At 58.2% G+C, this 17835-nt stretch carries 13 protein-coding genes and 4 tRNA genes; 6 read left to right on the top strand and 11 right to left on the bottom strand.

Annotation, left to right across the window (positions count from 1 at the left end; all coding sequences use genetic code 11):
- Positions 1-36: 36 nt before the first annotated feature.
- From kdpB to I6L40_RS02575, 7 genes are all read right to left on the bottom strand, one after another.
- The gene (gene kdpB, locus I6L40_RS02545) at positions 37-2094 is read right to left on the bottom strand and encodes a potassium-transporting ATPase subunit KdpB (protein WP_216994950.1); all 2058 of its coding nucleotides are present in this window, start codon (positions 2092-2094) and stop codon (positions 37-39) included.
- Positions 2095-3771: a potassium-transporting ATPase subunit KdpA gene (gene kdpA / locus I6L40_RS02550; protein WP_216994951.1), complete on the bottom strand. Its 1677-nt coding sequence runs from the start codon at positions 3769-3771 to the stop codon at positions 2095-2097.
- A gap of 449 nt (positions 3772-4220) precedes the next feature.
- Positions 4221-5570 carry a glutathione-disulfide reductase gene (gene gorA / locus I6L40_RS02555; protein ID WP_216994952.1) on the bottom strand — a complete coding sequence of 450 codons (1350 nt, stop codon included), beginning with the start codon at positions 5568-5570 and terminating at the stop codon, positions 4221-4223.
- 76 nt (positions 5571-5646) lie between these two features.
- A complete protein-coding gene (locus I6L40_RS02560) occupies positions 5647-7614 on the bottom strand; it encodes an ATP-binding protein (RefSeq protein WP_104016756.1) in 1968 nt (655 codons plus the stop codon).
- A 119-nt stretch (positions 7615-7733) separates the two neighbouring features.
- On the bottom strand, positions 7734-10814 hold the full coding sequence (locus I6L40_RS02565; RefSeq protein ID WP_139394804.1) for a multidrug efflux RND transporter permease subunit: 3081 nt from the start codon (positions 10812-10814) through the stop codon (positions 7734-7736).
- Positions 10815-10829: 15 nt separating this feature from the next.
- Positions 10830-11963: an efflux RND transporter periplasmic adaptor subunit gene (locus tag I6L40_RS02570; protein ID WP_071914563.1), complete on the bottom strand. Its 1134-nt coding sequence runs from the start codon at positions 11961-11963 to the stop codon at positions 10830-10832.
- The gene (locus I6L40_RS02575) at positions 11960-12556 is read right to left on the bottom strand and encodes a TetR/AcrR family transcriptional regulator (RefSeq protein WP_216994953.1); all 597 of its coding nucleotides are present in this window, start codon (positions 12554-12556) and stop codon (positions 11960-11962) included. Before I6L40_RS02575 ends, I6L40_RS02570 begins: the two co-directional genes overlap by 4 nt.
- A gap of 252 nt (positions 12557-12808) precedes the next feature.
- Between I6L40_RS02575 and I6L40_RS02580 the strand changes: the two genes are divergently transcribed.
- The 6 genes from I6L40_RS02580 (at position 12809) to I6L40_RS02605 (ending at position 14460) form a co-directional block, all read left to right on the top strand.
- Positions 12809-12885, top strand: a tRNA-Arg gene (locus I6L40_RS02580).
- Positions 12886-12936: 51 nt separating this feature from the next.
- A tRNA-His gene (locus tag I6L40_RS02585) sits at positions 12937-13012 on the top strand.
- 20 nt (positions 13013-13032) lie between these two features.
- A tRNA-Leu gene (locus I6L40_RS02590) sits at positions 13033-13118 on the top strand.
- A 63-nt stretch (positions 13119-13181) separates the two neighbouring features.
- Positions 13182-13258 (top strand) — tRNA-Pro (locus tag I6L40_RS02595).
- A gap of 222 nt (positions 13259-13480) precedes the next feature.
- Complete coding sequence (locus I6L40_RS02600; protein ID WP_216995401.1) at positions 13481-13921, top strand: RICIN domain-containing protein; 441 nt, start codon at positions 13481-13483, stop codon at positions 13919-13921.
- On the top strand, positions 13918-14460 hold the full coding sequence (locus tag I6L40_RS02605; RefSeq protein ID WP_254204069.1) for a lectin: 543 nt from the start codon (positions 13918-13920) through the stop codon (positions 14458-14460). Before I6L40_RS02600 ends, I6L40_RS02605 begins: the two co-directional genes overlap by 4 nt.
- A gap of 33 nt (positions 14461-14493) precedes the next feature.
- Here the strand turns inward: I6L40_RS02605 and I6L40_RS02610 are convergent, their stop codons facing one another.
- The 4 genes from I6L40_RS02610 to trmH form a co-directional block, all read right to left on the bottom strand.
- On the bottom strand, positions 14494-15306 hold the full coding sequence (locus I6L40_RS02610; RefSeq protein WP_041210824.1) for a Cof-type HAD-IIB family hydrolase: 813 nt from the start codon (positions 15304-15306) through the stop codon (positions 14494-14496).
- Between the two features lie 89 nt (positions 15307-15395).
- On the bottom strand, positions 15396-16436 hold the full coding sequence (locus I6L40_RS02615; protein WP_216994954.1) for an alpha/beta fold hydrolase: 1041 nt from the start codon (positions 16434-16436) through the stop codon (positions 15396-15398).
- Positions 16436-17098: a CatB-related O-acetyltransferase gene (locus I6L40_RS02620; RefSeq protein WP_071914569.1), complete on the bottom strand. Its 663-nt coding sequence runs from the start codon at positions 17096-17098 to the stop codon at positions 16436-16438. The genes I6L40_RS02615 and I6L40_RS02620 overlap by 1 nt, the downstream gene beginning before the upstream one ends.
- Positions 17098-17829, bottom strand: coding sequence for a tRNA (guanosine(18)-2'-O)-methyltransferase TrmH (gene trmH, locus I6L40_RS02625; protein ID WP_071914571.1), 732 nt, complete (start codon positions 17827-17829; stop codon positions 17098-17100). The genes I6L40_RS02620 and trmH overlap by 1 nt, the downstream gene beginning before the upstream one ends.
- Positions 17830-17835 lie beyond the last annotated feature (6 nt).

Here is a 17835-nt window from a genome sequence, read left to right on the forward strand (position 1 = left end):
TGTGGATGCGGGCTGACCCGCATCCCGGTTATGCCGTTACACCAGACTCAGGCCGGTAATGACCAGGTCGATCAGCTTGATGCCGATAAAAGGCACCAGCAGGCCGCCGACACCGTAGATCAGCAGGTTGCGGCGCAGCAGACTGGCGGCCGACCCCTTCAGGTCGACACCGCGCAGGGCCAGCGGTACCAGCGCTACGATGATCAGGGCGTTGAAGATGATGGCCGACAGGATGGCGCTCTGCGGGCTGCCCAGCTGCATCAGGTTCAGTACCCCCAGTTGCGGGTAGGCGGCGATAAAGAGGGCTGGCAGGATGGCGAAATACTTGGCCACATCGTTGGCAATGGAGAAGGTGGTCAGGGCGCCACGGGTCACCAGCAGCTGTTTACCGACCAGCACCACATCCAGCAGCTTGGTGGGGTTGGAGTCGAGATCCACCAGATTGCCCGCCTCCTTGGCGGCCTGGGTACCCTCGTTCATGGCCAGACCCACATCAGCCTGTGCCAGCGCAGGCGCATCGTTGGCACCGTCACCACACATGGCGACCAGACGGCCATCGGCCTGCTCCTGCCGGATATAGGCCAGCTTCTTCTCTGGCGTTGCTTCGGCGATGAAGTCATCCACCCCGGCTTCGGCAGCGATGGCGGCGGCCGTTTTCGGGTTGTCACCGGTGATCATCACGGTACGGATCCCCATGTGGCGCAGGATCTGGAAGCGGGCCTTGATGCCGGGCTTGATGATGTCCTTGAGGTAGACCACCCCCAGAAGCTGCTCATGGGTACAGACCAGCAGCGGAGTACCACCCTGGCGGGCGATGTTGTCGACTGACTTGAGCACCAGCTCCGGCACCGCTTTGCGGTCGAGGGAGAGGTAGTTCAGTACCGCATCGACTGCCCCCTTGCGATATTGGTGACCGTTGCGATCCAGTCCGCTCAGACGGGTCTCGGCGCTGAAGGGGATTACCTTGTCATCGTCCAGCTGGCTCGGTTTGGTGTGGCTCTTGCCCGCCAGGGTCAGGATAGATTTACCCTCGGGAGTGTTGTCACCCAGCGAAGCCAGCATGGCCGCTTGTGCCAGCAGGGCCGGGTCAATGCCCGGTGCCGGGATCAGTTCGTCAGCCATCCGGTTGCCGAAGGTGATGGTGCCGGTCTTGTCCAGCAGCAGGGTGCGCACGTCACCGGCCGCTTCGACGGCCCGGCCCGACTTGGCAATCACGTTCAGTTTCACCAGTCGATCCATACCGGCAATGCCGATGGCGGAGAGCAGGCCGCCGATGGTGGTCGGGATCAGGGTGATAAAGAGAGCGATCAGGTAGAGGCGCGGGACCTGGGTGCCGTTGTAGTCGAGGAACCAGGGCAGGGTGGCGACTACCAGCAGGAAGATCAGGGTCAGCCCGACCAGCAGGGCATCCAGCGCCATCTCGTTGGGCGTTTTCTGGCGCTTGGCCCCTTCCACCAGTGCAATCATGCGATCCAGCGTGCTTTCGCCCGGATTGTTGCTGACGCGTACCCAGATCTCGTCTGAAACGACGGTGGTATTGCCGGTTACACCGCTGCGATCGGTACCCGACTCGCGGATAACGGGGGCGGATTCGCCGGTGATGGCGGCCTCGTTGACCGAGGCGATACCGGCGATCACCTCGCCGTCGGCCGGGATCATCTCGCCGCTGCGTACCAGCACCAGATCACCCTTCATCAGGCTGGTGGCGGGTACCCATTCGCCCTGACCATCTTTTGCATTAGCTACCCGAAGGGCCTTGAGTTGGCTCATGCCAGCCTTGAGGCTGTCGGCTCGCGCCTTGCCGCGACCTTCGGCCAGCGTCTCGGCGAAGTTGGCAAACCAGAGGGTGAGCCAGAGCCAGGCAGTCAGCTGCCAGGCCAGCGAGGGGGCAACGCCGGAGAACGGCTGCCCCAGCAGTGACTCCACCGTCGCCATGACTGCTGCCAGCCAGAGGGTGAACAGAATGGGGCTGCCAAACAGCGCCTTGGGATTGAAGCGGTAGATGGCTTCAACCATGGCCTGCAGGATCTGCGATTGCTGTTTTTTGCCCTTCACCAGCATGGTGTCGGGGCTCATTGAAGTGGACTTGCTCATTTAGAAAGCTCCCAGCATCAGATGTTCTGCCACGGGGCCCAGTGCCAGCACTGGCAGGAAGGAGAGGCCGCCAATCAGCAATACGGTGATGATCAGCAGGGTAATGAAGAGCGGGCCGCGGATCGGGAAATCCCCCTCGCTTATCTCCTGACGCGGAGCGCGGGCGAGCTGGCCGGCTATGGCCATGATGGGGATGATGTAGCCGAAGCGACCGAGCAGCATGGCCAGACCGATGGCAACGCACTGCCAGTTGTCACCGGCAGCAAAGCCGGCGAAGGCTGAGCCGTTGTTACCGGCAGCCGAGGCGTAGGCATAGATGAGGCGTGACAGGCCGTGCGGGCCATCGTGACCTATGATAGTGGCCGCATCCGGCATCAGCAGAGTGACACCGCCGATCACCAAAACCCCCACCGGCATCACCAGCATGCTGGCGACGACCCACTTCATCTCGGTGATACCGAGGCGCTTGCCCAGATAGGTCGGGGTACGACCCACCATCAGACCGCACAGGAAGACGGTGAGCAGCACAAACAGCATCATGCCGTAGATGCCGGCACCCACGCCGCCGAAGACCACTTCACCCAGCAGCATGTTGATCATCGCGACCATGCCGGAGAGAGGGGCGAAGCTGTCGTGCATGGCGTTGACCGAGCCGTTGGAGGCTGCGGTAGTCGCCACTTCCCAGATACTGGATAGCACCGGGCCGAAGCGGCTCTCTTTGCCCTCCCAGTTACCCGCTTCGCTGGCAAGATGAGTCAGGGCCGGATCCAGTTTCATCTCCTGAGTGATGGAAACGAAGAGTCCCAATGCCAGCATGATGGTCATGGCAATGACGATAGCGCGGCTGTGGGCCATGTCCTTCACATAGCGACCCAGGGTAAAGACCATGGCGGCGGCCAGGGTCAGCAGGGCGACCATCTCCAGCCAGTTGGAGAGGGCGGTCGGGTTCTCGAACGGGTGGGCGGAGTTGATGCCGAAGAAGCCGCCGCCGTTGGAGCCGAGCTGCTTGATGGCAATTTGCGAAGCTGCCGGGCCGAGCGGCAGCAGCTGCTCCTGACCTTCCAGAGTGTGGAACGGCAGATAGGCTGACAGGCTCTGCGGAACCCCCTGCCATACCAGCAGCAGCGCCAGGATCAGCGACATCGGCAGCAGCACGTAGAGGCAAAAACGCACCAGATCCAGCCAGAAGTTGCCAAGGTGGGTTGTCTGCTGGCGGGCGATACCGCGGAACATCGCAACCGCTACGGCAGCACCTGTGGCGGCAGAGACGAAGTTCTGGGTGGTCAGGCCCACCATCTGGCTGAAGTAGGAGAGGCTGGCCTCACCGGAATAGGCTTGCCAGTTGGTGTTGGTCATAAAGCTGACCGCAGTGTTGAAGGCGAGTTGCCAGTTCAGGCCGGGCAACTGCTGCGGGTTGAGGGGCAGCAGACCCTGCGCCATCAGGATCAGGAACAGCAGGCCGAAGCCGGCGCCATTGAAGGCCAGCAGGCTGAGGGTATAGGACTTCCAGTCCTGTTCCCGTCCGTCCGTGCCGCAACATAACAGGGTGGCACGCTCCACGGGGGCCAGCCAGCGGCACTGGCCTTCAAATACCCGGTAGAGATAACCGCCAAGCAGCGGTGCTGGCAGCAGAACCAGCAGCACAAATGCGACGGGGTAGATCATTTCTTGCCACATAGCGGATTCCTCACTCGTGACTGCGCGTGAGTGCGCGCAGCAGGTAGACCATCAAGGCGAGGACCAGCAGCAGATATAGCCAATTCATATCGACTCCATTGAGATAATTAGCTGCGAGAGCCGATGTAAAACCATATCGACTCTGTTGGTGTCATTGACGCTGAAATGGTAAGAAGAACCGGCGTAAAGGCGCCATAAAGCGCCATGTGGCAGGCGTAAAATCGGCGTAAAGAACGAGGCTTTTGCGAGGGTTCTGGTGGCGAGGCGGGATCAAAAAACCCGGCCTGAGCCGGGTTTGAACGCTGGTGGATGAAGATGACCTGATATTGGCGGGTCAGCCTGCAACGTGCTTATCGCATTGTCACAAACTCTTCCGCGCTGGTGGGATGAGGAATGGGCACGCAGTTGTTGTAGCAGGCCTGATAGTGACAGTTCAGCTTCAAACACGCTTATCGCATAGTCACAAACTCTTCCGCACTGGTGGGGTGGATTGCGACACAGTTGTCGAAGTCCGCCTTGGTGGCCCCCATCTTCATGGCAACGCCAAATCCTTGCAGGATCTCGTCCATGGCAAAGCCGATGCCATGCAGACCGACCACCTTCTCTTCAGGGCCGACGCAGACCAGTTTCATCCGGGTAGGTTGGCGATGCTGGGTCAGCGCCGAGTACATGGCGGTGAACTGGCTGCGGTAGATTTTCACCTGCTCCTCGCCATATTCGGCGATGGCTTCCGGCTCGGTCAGGCCAATGGTGCCGATGGGCGGGTGGCTGAAGACCACGGTCGGCACCAGATCGTAGTTAAGGTGCTCGTTCGGCTTGTTGTTGAACAGCCGCTCGGAGAGGCGACGGCCCGCTGCGACGGCTACCGGCGTGAGCTGGATGCGACCAGAGTTGTCACCTACTGCATAGATGTTGGCAACGGCAGTATTCTGGAACTTGTCGGTCGGGATAAAGCCCTTCTCGTCCAGCGCGATACCGGCAGCGGCCAGATTCAGGTTGTCGGTGGCCGGGACGCGGCCGATGGCCCAGATCAGGCAGTCGACGGTGAGGTGGCGGCCATCTTCCAACTGCAGGGTCAGGCTGTTGTCAGCGTTCTTGAGCACGGCCTTGGGAATGGCGTGGGTATGCAGCTTGGGCCCTTCCTGCGCCATGATTTCGACCAGTGTCTCGTGGATCATGGGATCGAAATTGCGCAGTGGGGCGTGTTTGCGCACCACCAGATGAGTCTCGGAGCCCAGTGCCTGCATCACCCCTGCGATCTCGACGGCAATATAGCCAGCACCTACCACGGCAACCCGCTTGGGTTGGCTCTGCAGCTCGAAGAAGCCGTCGGAGTCGATACCCAGCTCGGCACCCGGGATGGCCGGAATTTCCGGGCGGCCACCGGTAGCGATCAGGATGTGATCTGCGGTGTATTGCTCACCATTGACCTCGATCGTGTTGCTATTGACGAAGCGAGCGAATCCCTTGATGACGGTAATCTGGTTCTTGCCCAGTACATTCTGATAGGAGGTGTGAATGCGGCCGATGTAGGCCTGGCGGGACTCGACCAGCTTGGCCCAGTCGAAGTGGTTGAGAGTGGTGTCGAAGCCGTAATCGGCGCCATATTTCAGGGCATCGGCGATCTGGCCGGCATACCACATGGCTTTCTTCGGGACGCAGCCTACGTTGACGCAGGTTCCACCCAACTCTTTGGCTTCAATCAGGGCAACTTTCTTACCGTACATGGCAGCCCGGTTGGCAGAGGCGATACCGCCGCTGCCGCCGCCGATGGCGATATAGTCAAAATGCTGTGCCATTGCGAGGTTCTCCGCTCATTAAGAATGCAATCACAGCATGATGGGGATAAAGCGGCTGGCTCACAAGAGCCAGCGCTCAGTTATGTTGGATCGGCAGGCGAATATGGAACTCGGCGCCGTTGCCCGGTTCGCTGGCACAGTGGATGCGGCCGCGCAGCAGCTGCACCACCAGGTTGTAGATGATGTGAGTACCGAGGCCGCTACCGCCCTGACCCCGCTTGGAGGTGACAAACGGATCGAAGATGCGTGGCAATATCTCCGGCGGAATGCCGCGACCGTTGTCGCTGTAGTCGATCAGCAACTCTTCTCCCTGCTGCTCTACCTTGATGGTGATCTTCTTGGGTTTGTCCCAGTTGTCGAAACCATGGTTGATGGAGTTGAGGATCAGGTTTGAGTAGATCTGGGTAAAGCTGCCGGGGAAGGAGAAGATCGACAGCTTGGGATCGCATTGGATATCGACTTCGCACTGGGCCTTTTTCAGCTTGTGACCGAGGGAGACAACCACCTGATGGAGGTTGTCGGCGAGGCTGAAGTTGTAGCGAGCCTCCGATGACTGATCGACTGCCACCTGCTTGAAGCTGGCAATCAGTTCGGAAGCGCGGCGCAGGTTGCCTTGCAGCAGCTGCATGGACTCGTCGAGGTTGACGGTGAACTCGTTGAGATAGGAGCGTGACAGCTGTTTTGACTCAATGTGCGACTTGAAGTCGGCAACCCGCTCCTGCAGATAGGAGGAGGCGGTCACACTGATACCGATCGGGGTGTTGATCTCGTGGGCCACACCGGCCACCAGTGAACCGAGGGAGGCCATTTTTTCCGACTCTACCAGTGTCTGCTGAGCCTGCTTCAGATCGTCGTAAGCCTTGCCCAGCTGGGTGTTGGCTTCGCTCAGGCTGCGTGTCCGCTCGGCAACCTTGCCTTCCAACTGCTCGTTGAGCTGGATAATCTCCCGCTCGACCTTTTTCAATTGGGTGATGTCATAGCCAAACCCGATCTGGTATTTAAGGTTGGGCCCTTCGTAGAAGGGGACAAAAGTCCACTGCAGCACCAGTTCATGGGCCTGCTGGTCATGCATGATGACCACCTTGTCGGCGAGTGAACCCTCTGCCGAGAGGATGTTGCTCAGCTCCTGACGTTGGGCGCTGCTGACAAAGAGATCGAGCCAGTTGTGTTGCAGCAGCTCCTGCTGGTGGTAGCCGGTCAGCAGGATGGCTGCCGGGTTGATGCTGGCGATGGTGAGATCCGGCTCCATGCAGCAGATCACCATGTTGGCCGAATTGATCAGCGTGGCAGAGAAGTCACGCTCCTGTTGCAACTGCTCCACGGCCTGATGGCGAGCCAGCAGCTCATCGCGCAGCCGGGTGCGCATCTGGTTGAGGGTGGCGACCAGGGTATCAAGTTCATCGGGCTTTTTGCGGGGCAACGGGCGCCCCTCCAGCTCAAGCTCCATGTCGAGCCGATCCAGATTGAACTTCTGGGCATAGCTGGCGATGCGGTTGATGTGACGAACCACCAGGTAGTAAATGATGATCAGGATGCAAAACGAGACTACCAGCGTCTTGATAGTCTGGCTGACCATGATCAGCACCGATTTCTCGATCAGGCGCTGGTAGATCTGCTCCAGCGAGGCTGCTACGAACAGCTTGCCCACCACTTCGCCTTGATAGGTGAGGTTGAATTCGCGGGAGATGTCGTAGCTTTCCCGCTCCACCCCCTGGGTCAGTAGCGGGACTTCGGAGTTGCCGAGCATCTCCTTGACCATCACGAACTGCATGTTGGGCAGGTTCATGATGCCCTCGATCTGTACCTTCACCTGCTCTTCATCAAGGTTCCACAAGCTGGCGGCGATAGGTTGCAGAAAAGAGGCCTCGATCTGGCCGATGCTGTCTTCGATAACGGCAACGTCCTTGCGGTAATCCCAGGCAAGTTGCAGTGCAGTGATGATCATCGCCAGTACGGTACTGCAGACCAGAATATAGGAGAGCAGACGGTATGAGAGTCCGTTACTGCCGACGGCCCTGGCGGTCTTGAAGAAATGTCCTGACATGGCGTCCTTGCGGTCTGGATGTGATATTTTTTAGTTTAACTGCTTCATGGACTTATGTCGTCTTTCCTGCAAAGCATAAAAAAGGCCCCGTTACGGGGCCTTTTGCTTGAGATAAACGCTTAGTTTCCGCTGGTTGCCTTGGGTGGAATGGTCTCATCAAAGACCGGCAGCGGTTTGTGCTCGGATGCCAGGAAGGTGTAGATCACCGGCAGTACGAACAGGGTGAACAGGGTGCCGATAGCCAGACCGGCCACAATGACGATACCGATACTGAAGCGCTGGGCGGCCCCTGCGCCAGCTGCATAGAGCAGCGGGATCAGACCGGCAATCATGGCGGCTGTGGTCATCAGGATTGGACGCAGACGCACTTTGGCGGCCTGCATCACGGCTTCCATCCGGTTCATGCCGTGCAACAGCTGCTCCTCCTTGGCTACCTCGCAGATCAGAATACCGTGCTTGGTAATCAGACCCACCAGGGTGATGAGGCCCACCTGGGAGTAGATGTTCATGGTCGCCAGACCCCATGCGAGCGCGATCAGGGCACCACTGATGGCCAGCGGAACCGAGACCATGATCACCAGCGGGTCGCGCACCGATTCGAACTGGATGGCCAGTACCAGGAAGATGATGGCCAGTGCCAGTGCGAAGGTGGCGTAGAGTGCATTGCCTTCGGTAACGAACTGGCGAGCTTCACCCATGAAGTCGTAGCGATAGCCTTGTGGCAGCTTCTCGTCGGCAGTGGTCTTGAACCAGTTGATGGCATCACCCATGGCAACTCCGGGCGCCGGAACGGCACCTATGGTGGCGGAGTTCAGCTGGTTGAAGTGGGGCAGGGCGCGCGGCTCACCGACAACTTCGATGCTGATCAGGCTGCCAAGCGGGATCGACTTGCCGTCAGCGGCACGGACGTAGTAACCCTTCATGGATTCCGGGTTGAGGCGGTATTTGCGCTCAACCTGCGGGATCACTTCATAAGAGCGGCCATCCAGGTCGATACGGTTGACGTAACCGTCCGCCATCATGGTACCCATGGTGATACCTATGTCCTGCATGGTGATGCCGTAGGCACCTGCCTTGTCCTTGTCGATCTTGATCTTCATGGTGGCAGAGTCGTAGTTCAGGTCGAGATCCGAATAGACGAACTGTCCATTGCTCTCGGCCGCGCTCAGCATCTCGCCAGCTACCAGGAACAGGCTTTCGAAGCTGTTCGGGGTGGTGATGACGAACTGGATCGGCAGACCACTGGAAGCACCCGGCAGTTCGGGGAACTGGAAGGTGGTGATGGCCATACCCGGGATGTCTTTCACCAGTTTGGCGACGCGATCCAGCACCTCTTTCTGGCTCGCTTCACGCTGGCTCCAGGGCACCATGGAGGCGATACCGAACGCCTGGTTGGAGTTGAACACACCGGAGAAGACCTGGGAGTAGGCGATTTCCGGCTGCTCATCCAGGATCTTGTTCACATCGGCCATGGTGTTTTCGATGTAGTCCAGGTTGGCGTTGGAGGGGGCTGTCCCCAGTACCGCCATTACCCCTTTATCTTCCGATGGTGCCAGCTCACTCGGGATGAACTTGAACAGCAGCGGCAGACTGGCGAAGACGATGATGGCAAAGACTACTACCACGATGCGTTTTTGCATCACGGCATGCAGCATGCGGTCATAGCGATCGGTCATCCGCTCCAGCAGGTGGTGGACTGTGCTCTCGAACTTGCTTGGCGTTTCATTGGCTCGGAGCATCTTGGAGCACATCATCGGTGACAGGGTCAGGGCGATGATGCCCGAAACGAACACGGCGCCCGCCAGGGTCAGGGCAAACTCCTTGAACAGAGAGCCTGTGATGCCCCCCATCAAAGCGATCGGCGCGTATACCGCCGCCAGGGTGACCGTCATGGCGATAACCGGCACGGCGATTTCGCGAGTACCGATAATGGCTGCCCGGAAGGGCTCTTCACCCTCCTTGATGTGACGGTCCACGTTCTCCAGCACCACGATGGCGTCATCCACCACCAGACCGATGGCCAGAACCATCGCCAGCAGGGTCATCAGGTTTATCGAGAAACCGAACATATCCATCATCATCACCACGCCGATAAGACTGAGCGGGATGGTGATGATCGGGATGATGACCGCACGGAACGAGCCCAGGAACAGGGTAATCACCACCAGTACGATGGCGGCCGCTTCCAGAATGGTCTTGATAACCTCGCTGATCGATTCGTTGATGGCGATGGTGGAGTCATACAGCACGTTCACCTGCATGGTGCTCGGCATGTTGCGCTTCAGACTCGGCAGCAGCTCCAGTACATCGTGGGCGATGTTGATGGGGTTGGCAGTCGGTGCGGCGTTGACCGCCATAACCACGGCTTCGCGGCCGTTGGCGCTGGCGCGATAGACGTCGTGGCTCTTCTCCATCGTGACCTTGGCGATGTCGGAGAGACGGATCACCTTGCTGTCACGGCTGGCTACCACCAGACGCTTCAGCTCTTCGATATCACCGACCTGTGTTTCAGCATTGCCGTTGAAGAGGGTGAAGTAACCGGTCGCCTGACCCGTGGCCGACTGATAGTTGTTGCTGTTGAGCACTGTCATCACGTCGCTGGCGGTCAGATTGAACGCCGCCATCTTGGCCGGATCCAGCCATACCCGCAGCGCAAACTTCACACCACCGTAGAGGTCAACCTTGGAGACCCCGCCGACGGTAAAGAGCTGCGGTTTGATAACCCGCTCCAGATAGTCGGTGATCTGGCTGGAGTTGAGCTCCGGGCTGGTAAAACCGAGGTAGAGCACCGCTGTGGTTGAACCGGTGGAGGAGGTGACCGAGGGGTCTTCCGCCTCTTTGGGCAACTGGGAGCGCACCGAGTTGACCTTGGCCAGGATGTCGGACAGCGCGGCATTCGGGTCGGTGTTGAGCTTCATGTACGCGGTGACGGTGGAGCTGCCCAGCTGGCTGGAGGAGGTCATGAAGTCGATGTTGTCGGCTTGCGCGACCGCCTGTTCGAGCGGCTGGGTGATGAACCCCTGGATCAGGTCGGCACTGGCACCGTAATAGCTGGTGCTGACCGTGATCACCGTGTTGGTCACCTCGGGGTATTCCCGTACCTGCATCTTGAAGACTGCCTGAAAGCCCAGCAGGGCGATCAGGAAGCTGAGCGAGATTGCCAGCACGGGTCGTTTTATGAATATGTCAGTAAATCGCATCGCAGATCTCCGCGCTTACAGCATCGGGGTTTGTGCCGGAACGGCCAGAGCATCGTTCTCGACCACATGCACCTTGGTGTCATTACTCAGACGAACCTGGCCTGACAGTACGATCTCGTCGCCAGCCTGGATGCCGGAGAGCACGTGCACGTCATTGCCACGGCGCTCACCCGCCTTGACGACTACCTGCTTGGCGCGTTTGACCATCACCTTCTTGCCCTCTTTGTCGGTCTCTTCGCTCTCTTTGAGCACGTAGACGTTCTGACCATAGAGAGTGAAGGAGATGGCAGACTGCGGCACCACGATCTGGTTCTGTACGGTTGGCAGGATGATGCTGGCGCGGGCAAACATGCCGGAGCGAAGCTGGCCATCGTTGTTCGGGATATCTGCCTGCACCTGGATCAGGCCGCTCTGGTAGTTGACGGCTGGCTCGATGGCGGTGATATGGCCATCAAACTGGGTCTGGGGATAGGCATCCACATTGATTTTGATGATCTGACCCAGTTTGATTTTGGAGATATCGGTCTGGGGTACGGTAAAACGCAGACGCATCACGCTGGTGTCTTCCAGACGCACGATATCGGTACCCGGTTGCAGGTACTGACCAAGGAAGACATTGCGCAGACCGACCACGCCGCTGAAGGGGGCGCGGACTTCACGACGGGCAATGGTCGCCTTCAGACTCTCGATATCTGCTTCCAGCGAACGATAGGCTGCTTCCGCCTCATCCAGCTGCTCTTTGGAGATGGAGCTGGTCTTGTAGAGGTTCTGGAAGCGGTCAAACTTGGCTTTTGCCGCCGGCAGCTTGGCCTGGGAGGCGCGCAGATTGGCCTTCTCCACGCTGGAGTCGAGGCTCAGCAGCAGCTGGTCAGCTTTGACCGGCTTGCCTGATTCGAAAGTGATGGTATCAATGGTACCGGACAGTTCGGTCGAGAGGGTAACCCCCTGATTCGGCTCGATAAAGCCGATCGCCTCGATGGTCGGGATCCAGTCCTGCGCCTTGGTTACCATGGCCGTTACCGGAAATTCAGGCTCCGGCCGGTTGGCCATGTATTTGGCAATCATTTTCTGTTTAAACAAATTGAAGCCGATGACGCTGCCAAACAAGGCGATCGCTATCAGCAACATAATGGCCATCCACTTTTTCATGAACAGGCTCCTGAGGTGGAAGTATTGGGAGATAAAATTGCATTCCAGCTGGCACGAATAACAGTTTCCAACTGCTGTTCGGTCAGCATGATCTTGTGAACCCCGCACTGCAGGGCCAGGTGTACCACACTGTCCAGGCTCAATACCTGGAGTGCTCGTATCGGTAAATCAATAAACAATTCTTGCTCAACACCTCGCTCAAAAAATCTGTCCAGTGGCTCCCATGCCGACAGCAGAACAGGATTGGTGGCCAGCTCGGCCCCGAGGGGTGAGCTCTCATACTGTAATTTGCATTTCAGAGCGTTGGGTTCGTTCACAAAAATGGCATGAATATTGAGCCATAATTGTCGAAATTGTTGAAATGAAACTTCATTAAAATTCACTTCTCTTATGACCAGCGGCACGCACTGCAATATCGTGTGCTGATGCAACTGTCGAATCAGATCATCCTTGTCATTGAAGTAGCGATAGATGGTGCCGGCGGCGACGCCGGCTTTATTGGCGACTTCGGCGATCGACAGGCCATGAAAACCCCGTTCACCCAGCACCTCGTGGGCTGCATTGAAGATGATCTCTTTCTTGTCGTGACTCATCAGAATGAACTCGTGAATGAACGTTCATTCATTCTAGGTGGGGAAGAGATCAAGTCAAGGCGGCAACATGGTTAATACGGAAAATAGCGCCGGAAGCGATCATCTAGGCGAAGCAGCGGGTGTGTTGTAGGGGAAAAAATGAGCCAAAAACGCGCTATTTGTTTGAAAAAACAACGCTTGGCGCAAAGGGACAAAAAAAGTGTAGACAAGCATGCCCCCCATCATTAATATTGCGCCCCGTTCGACAGCGTAGCGCCCGTAGCTCAGCTGGATAGAGCGCTGCCCTCCGGAGGCAGAGGTCACAGGTTCGAATCCTGTCGGGCGCACCATCCAAAGTGCGCCGGTTAAACGGGCGTTGTTGTAGAACGAAAACAGCTGTGGTGGCTGTAGCTCAGTTGGTAGAGTCCCGGATTGTGATTCCGGTTGTCGTGGGTTCGAGCCCCATCAGCCACCCCATTTTACAGCTTGTCAGGTACGCGAAGGTGGCGGAATTGGTAGACGCGCTAGCTTCAGGTGTTAGTGCCCCCCGGGTGTGAGGGTTCGAGTCCCTCTCTTCGCACCATACTTGCTGTATAACGAGGATGACCATAAGGTCGTCTTTGTTTTTTGTAAGACAAAATATTCTCGGTGATTAGCGCAGCCCGGTAGCGCATCTGGTTTGGGACCAGAGGGTCAAAGGTTCGAATCCTTTATCACCGACCACATTCTGAAAAACCTCGCTTCGGCGAGGTTTTTTGCTTTCTGCCGCTCCTATCCTCGTTTTCCACGTTGCTGTAACGTCTGTTTACACTCTATCCGGACAGTCTTGCCCTCTCTTCAGTTATCCTGCCAGCTGGAGTCCTTGGTGACCGGATGTCACAGACCTCTTTCAGGCTTGTTTTTATGCATAACAGAATTTCGATTTTCTCCCGCTACCCCGCACTTATGGCGGCCATGGTACTGGGCGGGTGTACCCTTAAACCGCCATCGACGGATGAGATGCTGAGCACTATCGTGGTTGCTCATCCGCAGAGCGAGTCAGCCCCCTCGCTTTTGCTGACCAACAACGGTTTTTGTGTCGGCATTGCCCGTCAGCAGGTGGTGACACAGGTTTGCACTGATAAAGATGTACAACCATTGGAGTGGGATCTTGGCGAGTTGAAGTTGCAGCAGACCTGCTTGCAGGCCAAGAACAGCAATGAGCTGATGCTGGCGCCCTGTGATGGCCATGCGCAGTGGGTGTGGCAGGAGGACAAACTCTTTAACAGCAAGGTCTCCCGTTGTCTGGATGTCGCTGGCCGACGTCACTTTGCGAATACGCCTCTGCGTCTGGCTGACTGTTACGGTGGGGCCAACCAGAGCTTTCTGGTCGGGGGGATTGAATGATTCGCCCGTCACCTCTGATTGCTGCGTGTCTGTCGCTCTCTCTGGGAGGGTGCCAGAATCTCGACTCTTCTGATCTGCTGTTGGGCACTGTGGTGATTGGCGCCATCGGTGCCGCTGCGTATTACGGCCACAAGCAGGAAAAGAAAGAAGCTCGCGCCCGGGAAGAGCATGGTGGGCAAATCGTGGCAGCCAATGGCAAATGTCTCGATATTGCCGGTGGTGTACGTAATGGCAACCGCTTGCAGTTATGGGATTGTCACGGCGGGGATAACCAGCGTTTTCGTCTTGATGGCAACGCCATAAGGGTTGGCGACAAGTGTCTGGATGTTGCCGGTGGCGGCCGCGATTCCGGTTCCAGGGTGATTGCCTGGGATTGCCATGGTGGCGACAACCAGCAGTGGCGCTGGGAGCGAGATCGGCTCATCAGCCGCAGCAGCAAGCTCTGTCTGGATGTTGCTCAGGGGGGAAGCGCCAATGGCACTCCCCTGATCCTCTGGCAGTGCCACGGCGGTGACAACCAGCGCTTTCGGCGGAAGTAATAAAAACGGGAACCCGATGGTTCCCGTTTTTATTTAGCTGGCGACCGGTTCCAGTTCGAAACAGCGCTCCAGATAGACGGCAACGCCATCTTCATCGGAGGTGAGTGTTTGCTCATGCTCCGGCAGCGCCATTTTCAGGCGGTCGTGGGCGTTACCCATGACGATGCCGCGACCCACCATGCTCAGCATTTCGAAGTCGTTCATGCCGTCACCGAAGGCGATGGCCTGGGACATCTCCAGCCCGTGTTGCTCCAGTACGGCGCGCACGGCATTGCCCTTGTGGACGCCGGCGTGCATCACTTCGAGGCAATCCGGCAGGGAGAAGGTGACGTTGAGCTGGTCGCCGTAGCGCTGGTTGAGGTGCGCCTCGATCTTCAGCAGCTTCTCGTGGTCACCGATGTAGAAGACCTTGTTGATCTGCTCCATCGACTCCTGTTTCAGGTCATCGACCAGACGATAGGTGAAGCCGGATTCGTCGTGGAATTGCAGTAACCAGGGCAGCTCCTCCTCGACCACCCAGTCATCGCCCTGATAGACGTTGAGATGGATGGATGGGTCACGTTCGAGCGCAACCAGCTCGGCGGCGATGTCGGTTGGCAGCGGCTGGTTGAACACCAGTTTGCCCTGCTTGTCATGCACCACGGCGCCGTTGGAGGTGATGAGGTAGATATCCAGACCCAGCGCATCGCGGAAGCTGCGTACATCGACGTGGTGACGGCCGGTGGCGACCACGAATTTCACGCCCTGCTCAACCAGACGGCGGACGGTCTCCCGGGTACGGGAGGAGATCTGGTGCTGCTTGTTGAGCAGAGTTCCATCGAGATCGGATACAACAACCTTGAACATCTTTACCTCGGCATCAATTGAAAGCGGGGGCAGTTTACCCCAGCCTGCATGGTCACCCCATTTATTTAGGGTTACAAAAAATAGCCAGCCTAGTAGCGGGCGAAGAAATCGAGCATGGCGGTCAGCGCGGGCTGGCGCTTGTCGTCGGATTCGATGAAGAGCTCGTGCCAGGCCCCTTCAATCCGCAGCGGTTTGCCCCCTTCACAGCTGGCTTTGGTGCAAAACGCATCCTGCGCCGCGTTGTCCACCACGCTGTCGTTGCCAGCCTGCAGTAGCAGCAGCGGTGTCTTGATGGCGCCCGCATCGGCAATGGCGGCATCAGCACCGGTGATCCCCTGATAAATCCAGTGGGCGGTGGCTCCCCCCAGCTTGATCTGCGGGTGCTGTTCATAAATCTGGCGGAAAGCCTGATAGCGTGACTGGCTGTGAGTCAGCTCGTTATCGGCAAAGCCATGATCCTGATAGGGGCCCTGACCCGGTCCATAGGGTGGTTCGCCAAACCAGCCGCCGACTGTGCCTATGGTGGTGGCCAGTCCCTTGGCCAGCCATTTGGGCAGGCCGCCCAGATTGATGCTCAGCATGGGGGAGGAAAGCACGGCCGCCTTGATATCATCGGGCCAGCGCTCCAGATAGCGTGCCGAGATGGCGCCGCCCATGGAGTGGGCCAGCAGGAACAGCTTGGCAGGTTGGTCCGCCATGATTATCTGGTCGTGAAACTGCTTGAGATCGAGCACATAATCGTCGAACTGGTCGACATATCCCTTCTGCGAGTCATTCAGCATCCGGTCGGACATCCCCTGACCGCGATGGTCGATGAGATAGAGGCTGTAGCCCTGACGCCAGAGATCCCACGCCAGCTCCTGATACTTGAGGTAGCTCTCGACCCTGCCATTGACGATCAGGATGGCGCGATCGACCTTGGCTTGCCGCAGCGCAGCATAGCGTATTGTCACCCCATTCTTGCCCTTGAACTCTCCTTCTATAGCATGCTGGCGCCAGAAGTCGGGCAGGGTTTGCTGGTAGAGGGTGGGCACATCGGCTTCGCTGGTGAGCTGATAGGGATTGGTCACGGCAAGGGCTCCGGCAGAAAACAGGGTCAGGGCCAACAGGGGGATCGAGAGGGATTTCATCAGGCACACTCCGTTTGCCAGTATTGATAAAGCATTGCGATGTCACCGGAGCAGAGCAGCGACATGGCGCTTTGCAGTGTGGGCAGAGGCCAGTCCCACCACTGCATCTCTTGCAGCATGGCGATCTGCTCATCGCTGAAACGGCGGCGGATCTGTTGGGCCGGATTGCCGCCGACTATGGTGTAAGGGGCCACATCCTTGGTCACCACGGCGCGGGTGGCGATAACGGCGCCATCACCTATGGTGATGCCGGGCATGATCATCGCTTCCGAGCCGATCCAGACATCGTTGCCTATCCGGGTATCTCCTTTGCGCAGAAAGCCACTGCGGGCCCCTTCGCCAAAGGTGTCGGGGTTGAACGGAAAGGTGGAGACCCAATCCAGCCGGTGGCCCTGATTGCCTGCCAGCATGAAGGTGGCGCCCGAGGCGATGGAGCAGAACTTGCCGATAATCAGGCGATCTACTTCTGTACCCCACTCGCCGCTGTCCCAGCTTGCTCTGGTCGAGCCATCCCCGAGTAAATAACGGACACAGTGATCCTCGAACGGCTTGCCGTGGTAGTAGCCGGAGTAGTAGCTGTAGTCGCCGGCCTCTATGTTCGGGTTGGTCAGGTGATCCCGGATGATTTGCGATTCCAGCCAGCTGCCAAAAGGGTTCTCCATCACTCCTCCTGTATGTCGTCCTGCTCGATCTGCTGGGCCCAGCCTTTGCGGGTCAGCTGCATCCGTTGCCACCACTCTTCGTCTGCCAGAATTTCACCGGCAGGGCCGAGCTGGGGGTAGGGCATCTCTTTCTCTTTGCAGAGCTGGGCATAGATGGGATATCCCCCTTCGAACAGGATGCTGTTCTGCTCCTCCAGCGTGAGCGGGCAGCCGCGTTGATAGCAACCAGCCAGCTCGCGCTGGCGCTGCGCCTCGTAGAGGATGGCGGCTGCAGCCACCGAGACGTTGAGGGACTGCACCATACCCACCATGGGGATAACGATATGGTGATCGGCCAGGGCCAGCGCCTCTTCGCCGATGCCGTGTTTCTCCTGTCCCACCAGAATGGCGGTCGGCTTGGTGTAGTCAATGGCGCGAAAATCGACCGAGCTGTCGGAGAGATGGGTTGCCAGGATCTGCATGCCGGAGGCTTTCAGCTCGGCTACCGCGCTACCGATGTCCGGGTGCAGTTTCACATCCACCCAGTTCTGGCTGCCACGGGCGGTGCCCTTGCGCTTGTGGATCCAGGTTTTGGGCCAGACGGCGTGTACCCGGTGGATACCGATAGCATCGGCGGTACGCACGATGGCAGCCAGATTGTGAGGTTTGTGCACCTCTTCCATACAGACAGTCAAATCGAGCTGACGCTGGGCCAGCATATCGGTGATGCGCTTGAAGCGTTCGGGGGTCATGGTTGT

Origin of the sequence: Aeromonas sp. FDAARGOS 1410, assembly GCF_019048745.1 — a bacterium.
GTDB classification, from domain to species: domain Bacteria; phylum Pseudomonadota; class Gammaproteobacteria; order Enterobacterales; family Aeromonadaceae; genus Aeromonas; species Aeromonas jandaei.

Excerpts from the sequence above, each read along its gene's own strand:
- kdpB (WP_216994950.1), bottom strand. The coding sequence starts at position 2,094 with ATGAGCAAGTCCACTTCAATGAGCCCCGACACCATGCTGGTGAAGGGC.
- kdpA (WP_216994951.1), bottom strand. The coding sequence starts at position 3,771 with ATGTGGCAAGAAATGATCTACCCCGTCGCATTTGTGCTGCTGGTTCTG.
- gorA (WP_216994952.1), bottom strand. The coding sequence starts at position 5,570 with ATGGCACAGCATTTTGACTATATCGCCATCGGCGGCGGCAGCGGCGGT.
- I6L40_RS02560 (WP_104016756.1), bottom strand. The coding sequence starts at position 7,614 with ATGTCAGGACATTTCTTCAAGACCGCCAGGGCCGTCGGCAGTAACGGA.
- I6L40_RS02565 (WP_139394804.1), bottom strand. The coding sequence starts at position 10,814 with ATGCGATTTACTGACATATTCATAAAACGACCCGTGCTGGCAATCTCG.
- I6L40_RS02570 (WP_071914563.1), bottom strand. The coding sequence starts at position 11,963 with ATGAAAAAGTGGATGGCCATTATGTTGCTGATAGCGATCGCCTTGTTT.
- I6L40_RS02575 (WP_216994953.1), bottom strand. The coding sequence starts at position 12,556 with ATGAGTCACGACAAGAAAGAGATCATCTTCAATGCAGCCCACGAGGTG.
- I6L40_RS02600 (WP_216995401.1), top strand. The coding sequence starts at position 13,481 with ATGGCGGCCATGGTACTGGGCGGGTGTACCCTTAAACCGCCATCGACG.
- I6L40_RS02605 (WP_254204069.1), top strand. The coding sequence starts at position 13,918 with ATGATTCGCCCGTCACCTCTGATTGCTGCGTGTCTGTCGCTCTCTCTG.
- I6L40_RS02610 (WP_041210824.1), bottom strand. The coding sequence starts at position 15,306 with ATGTTCAAGGTTGTTGTATCCGATCTCGATGGAACTCTGCTCAACAAG.
- I6L40_RS02615 (WP_216994954.1), bottom strand. The coding sequence starts at position 16,436 with ATGAAATCCCTCTCGATCCCCCTGTTGGCCCTGACCCTGTTTTCTGCC.
- I6L40_RS02620 (WP_071914569.1), bottom strand. The coding sequence starts at position 17,098 with ATGGAGAACCCTTTTGGCAGCTGGCTGGAATCGCAAATCATCCGGGAT.
- trmH (WP_071914571.1), bottom strand. The coding sequence starts at position 17,829 with ATGACCCCCGAACGCTTCAAGCGCATCACCGATATGCTGGCCCAGCGT.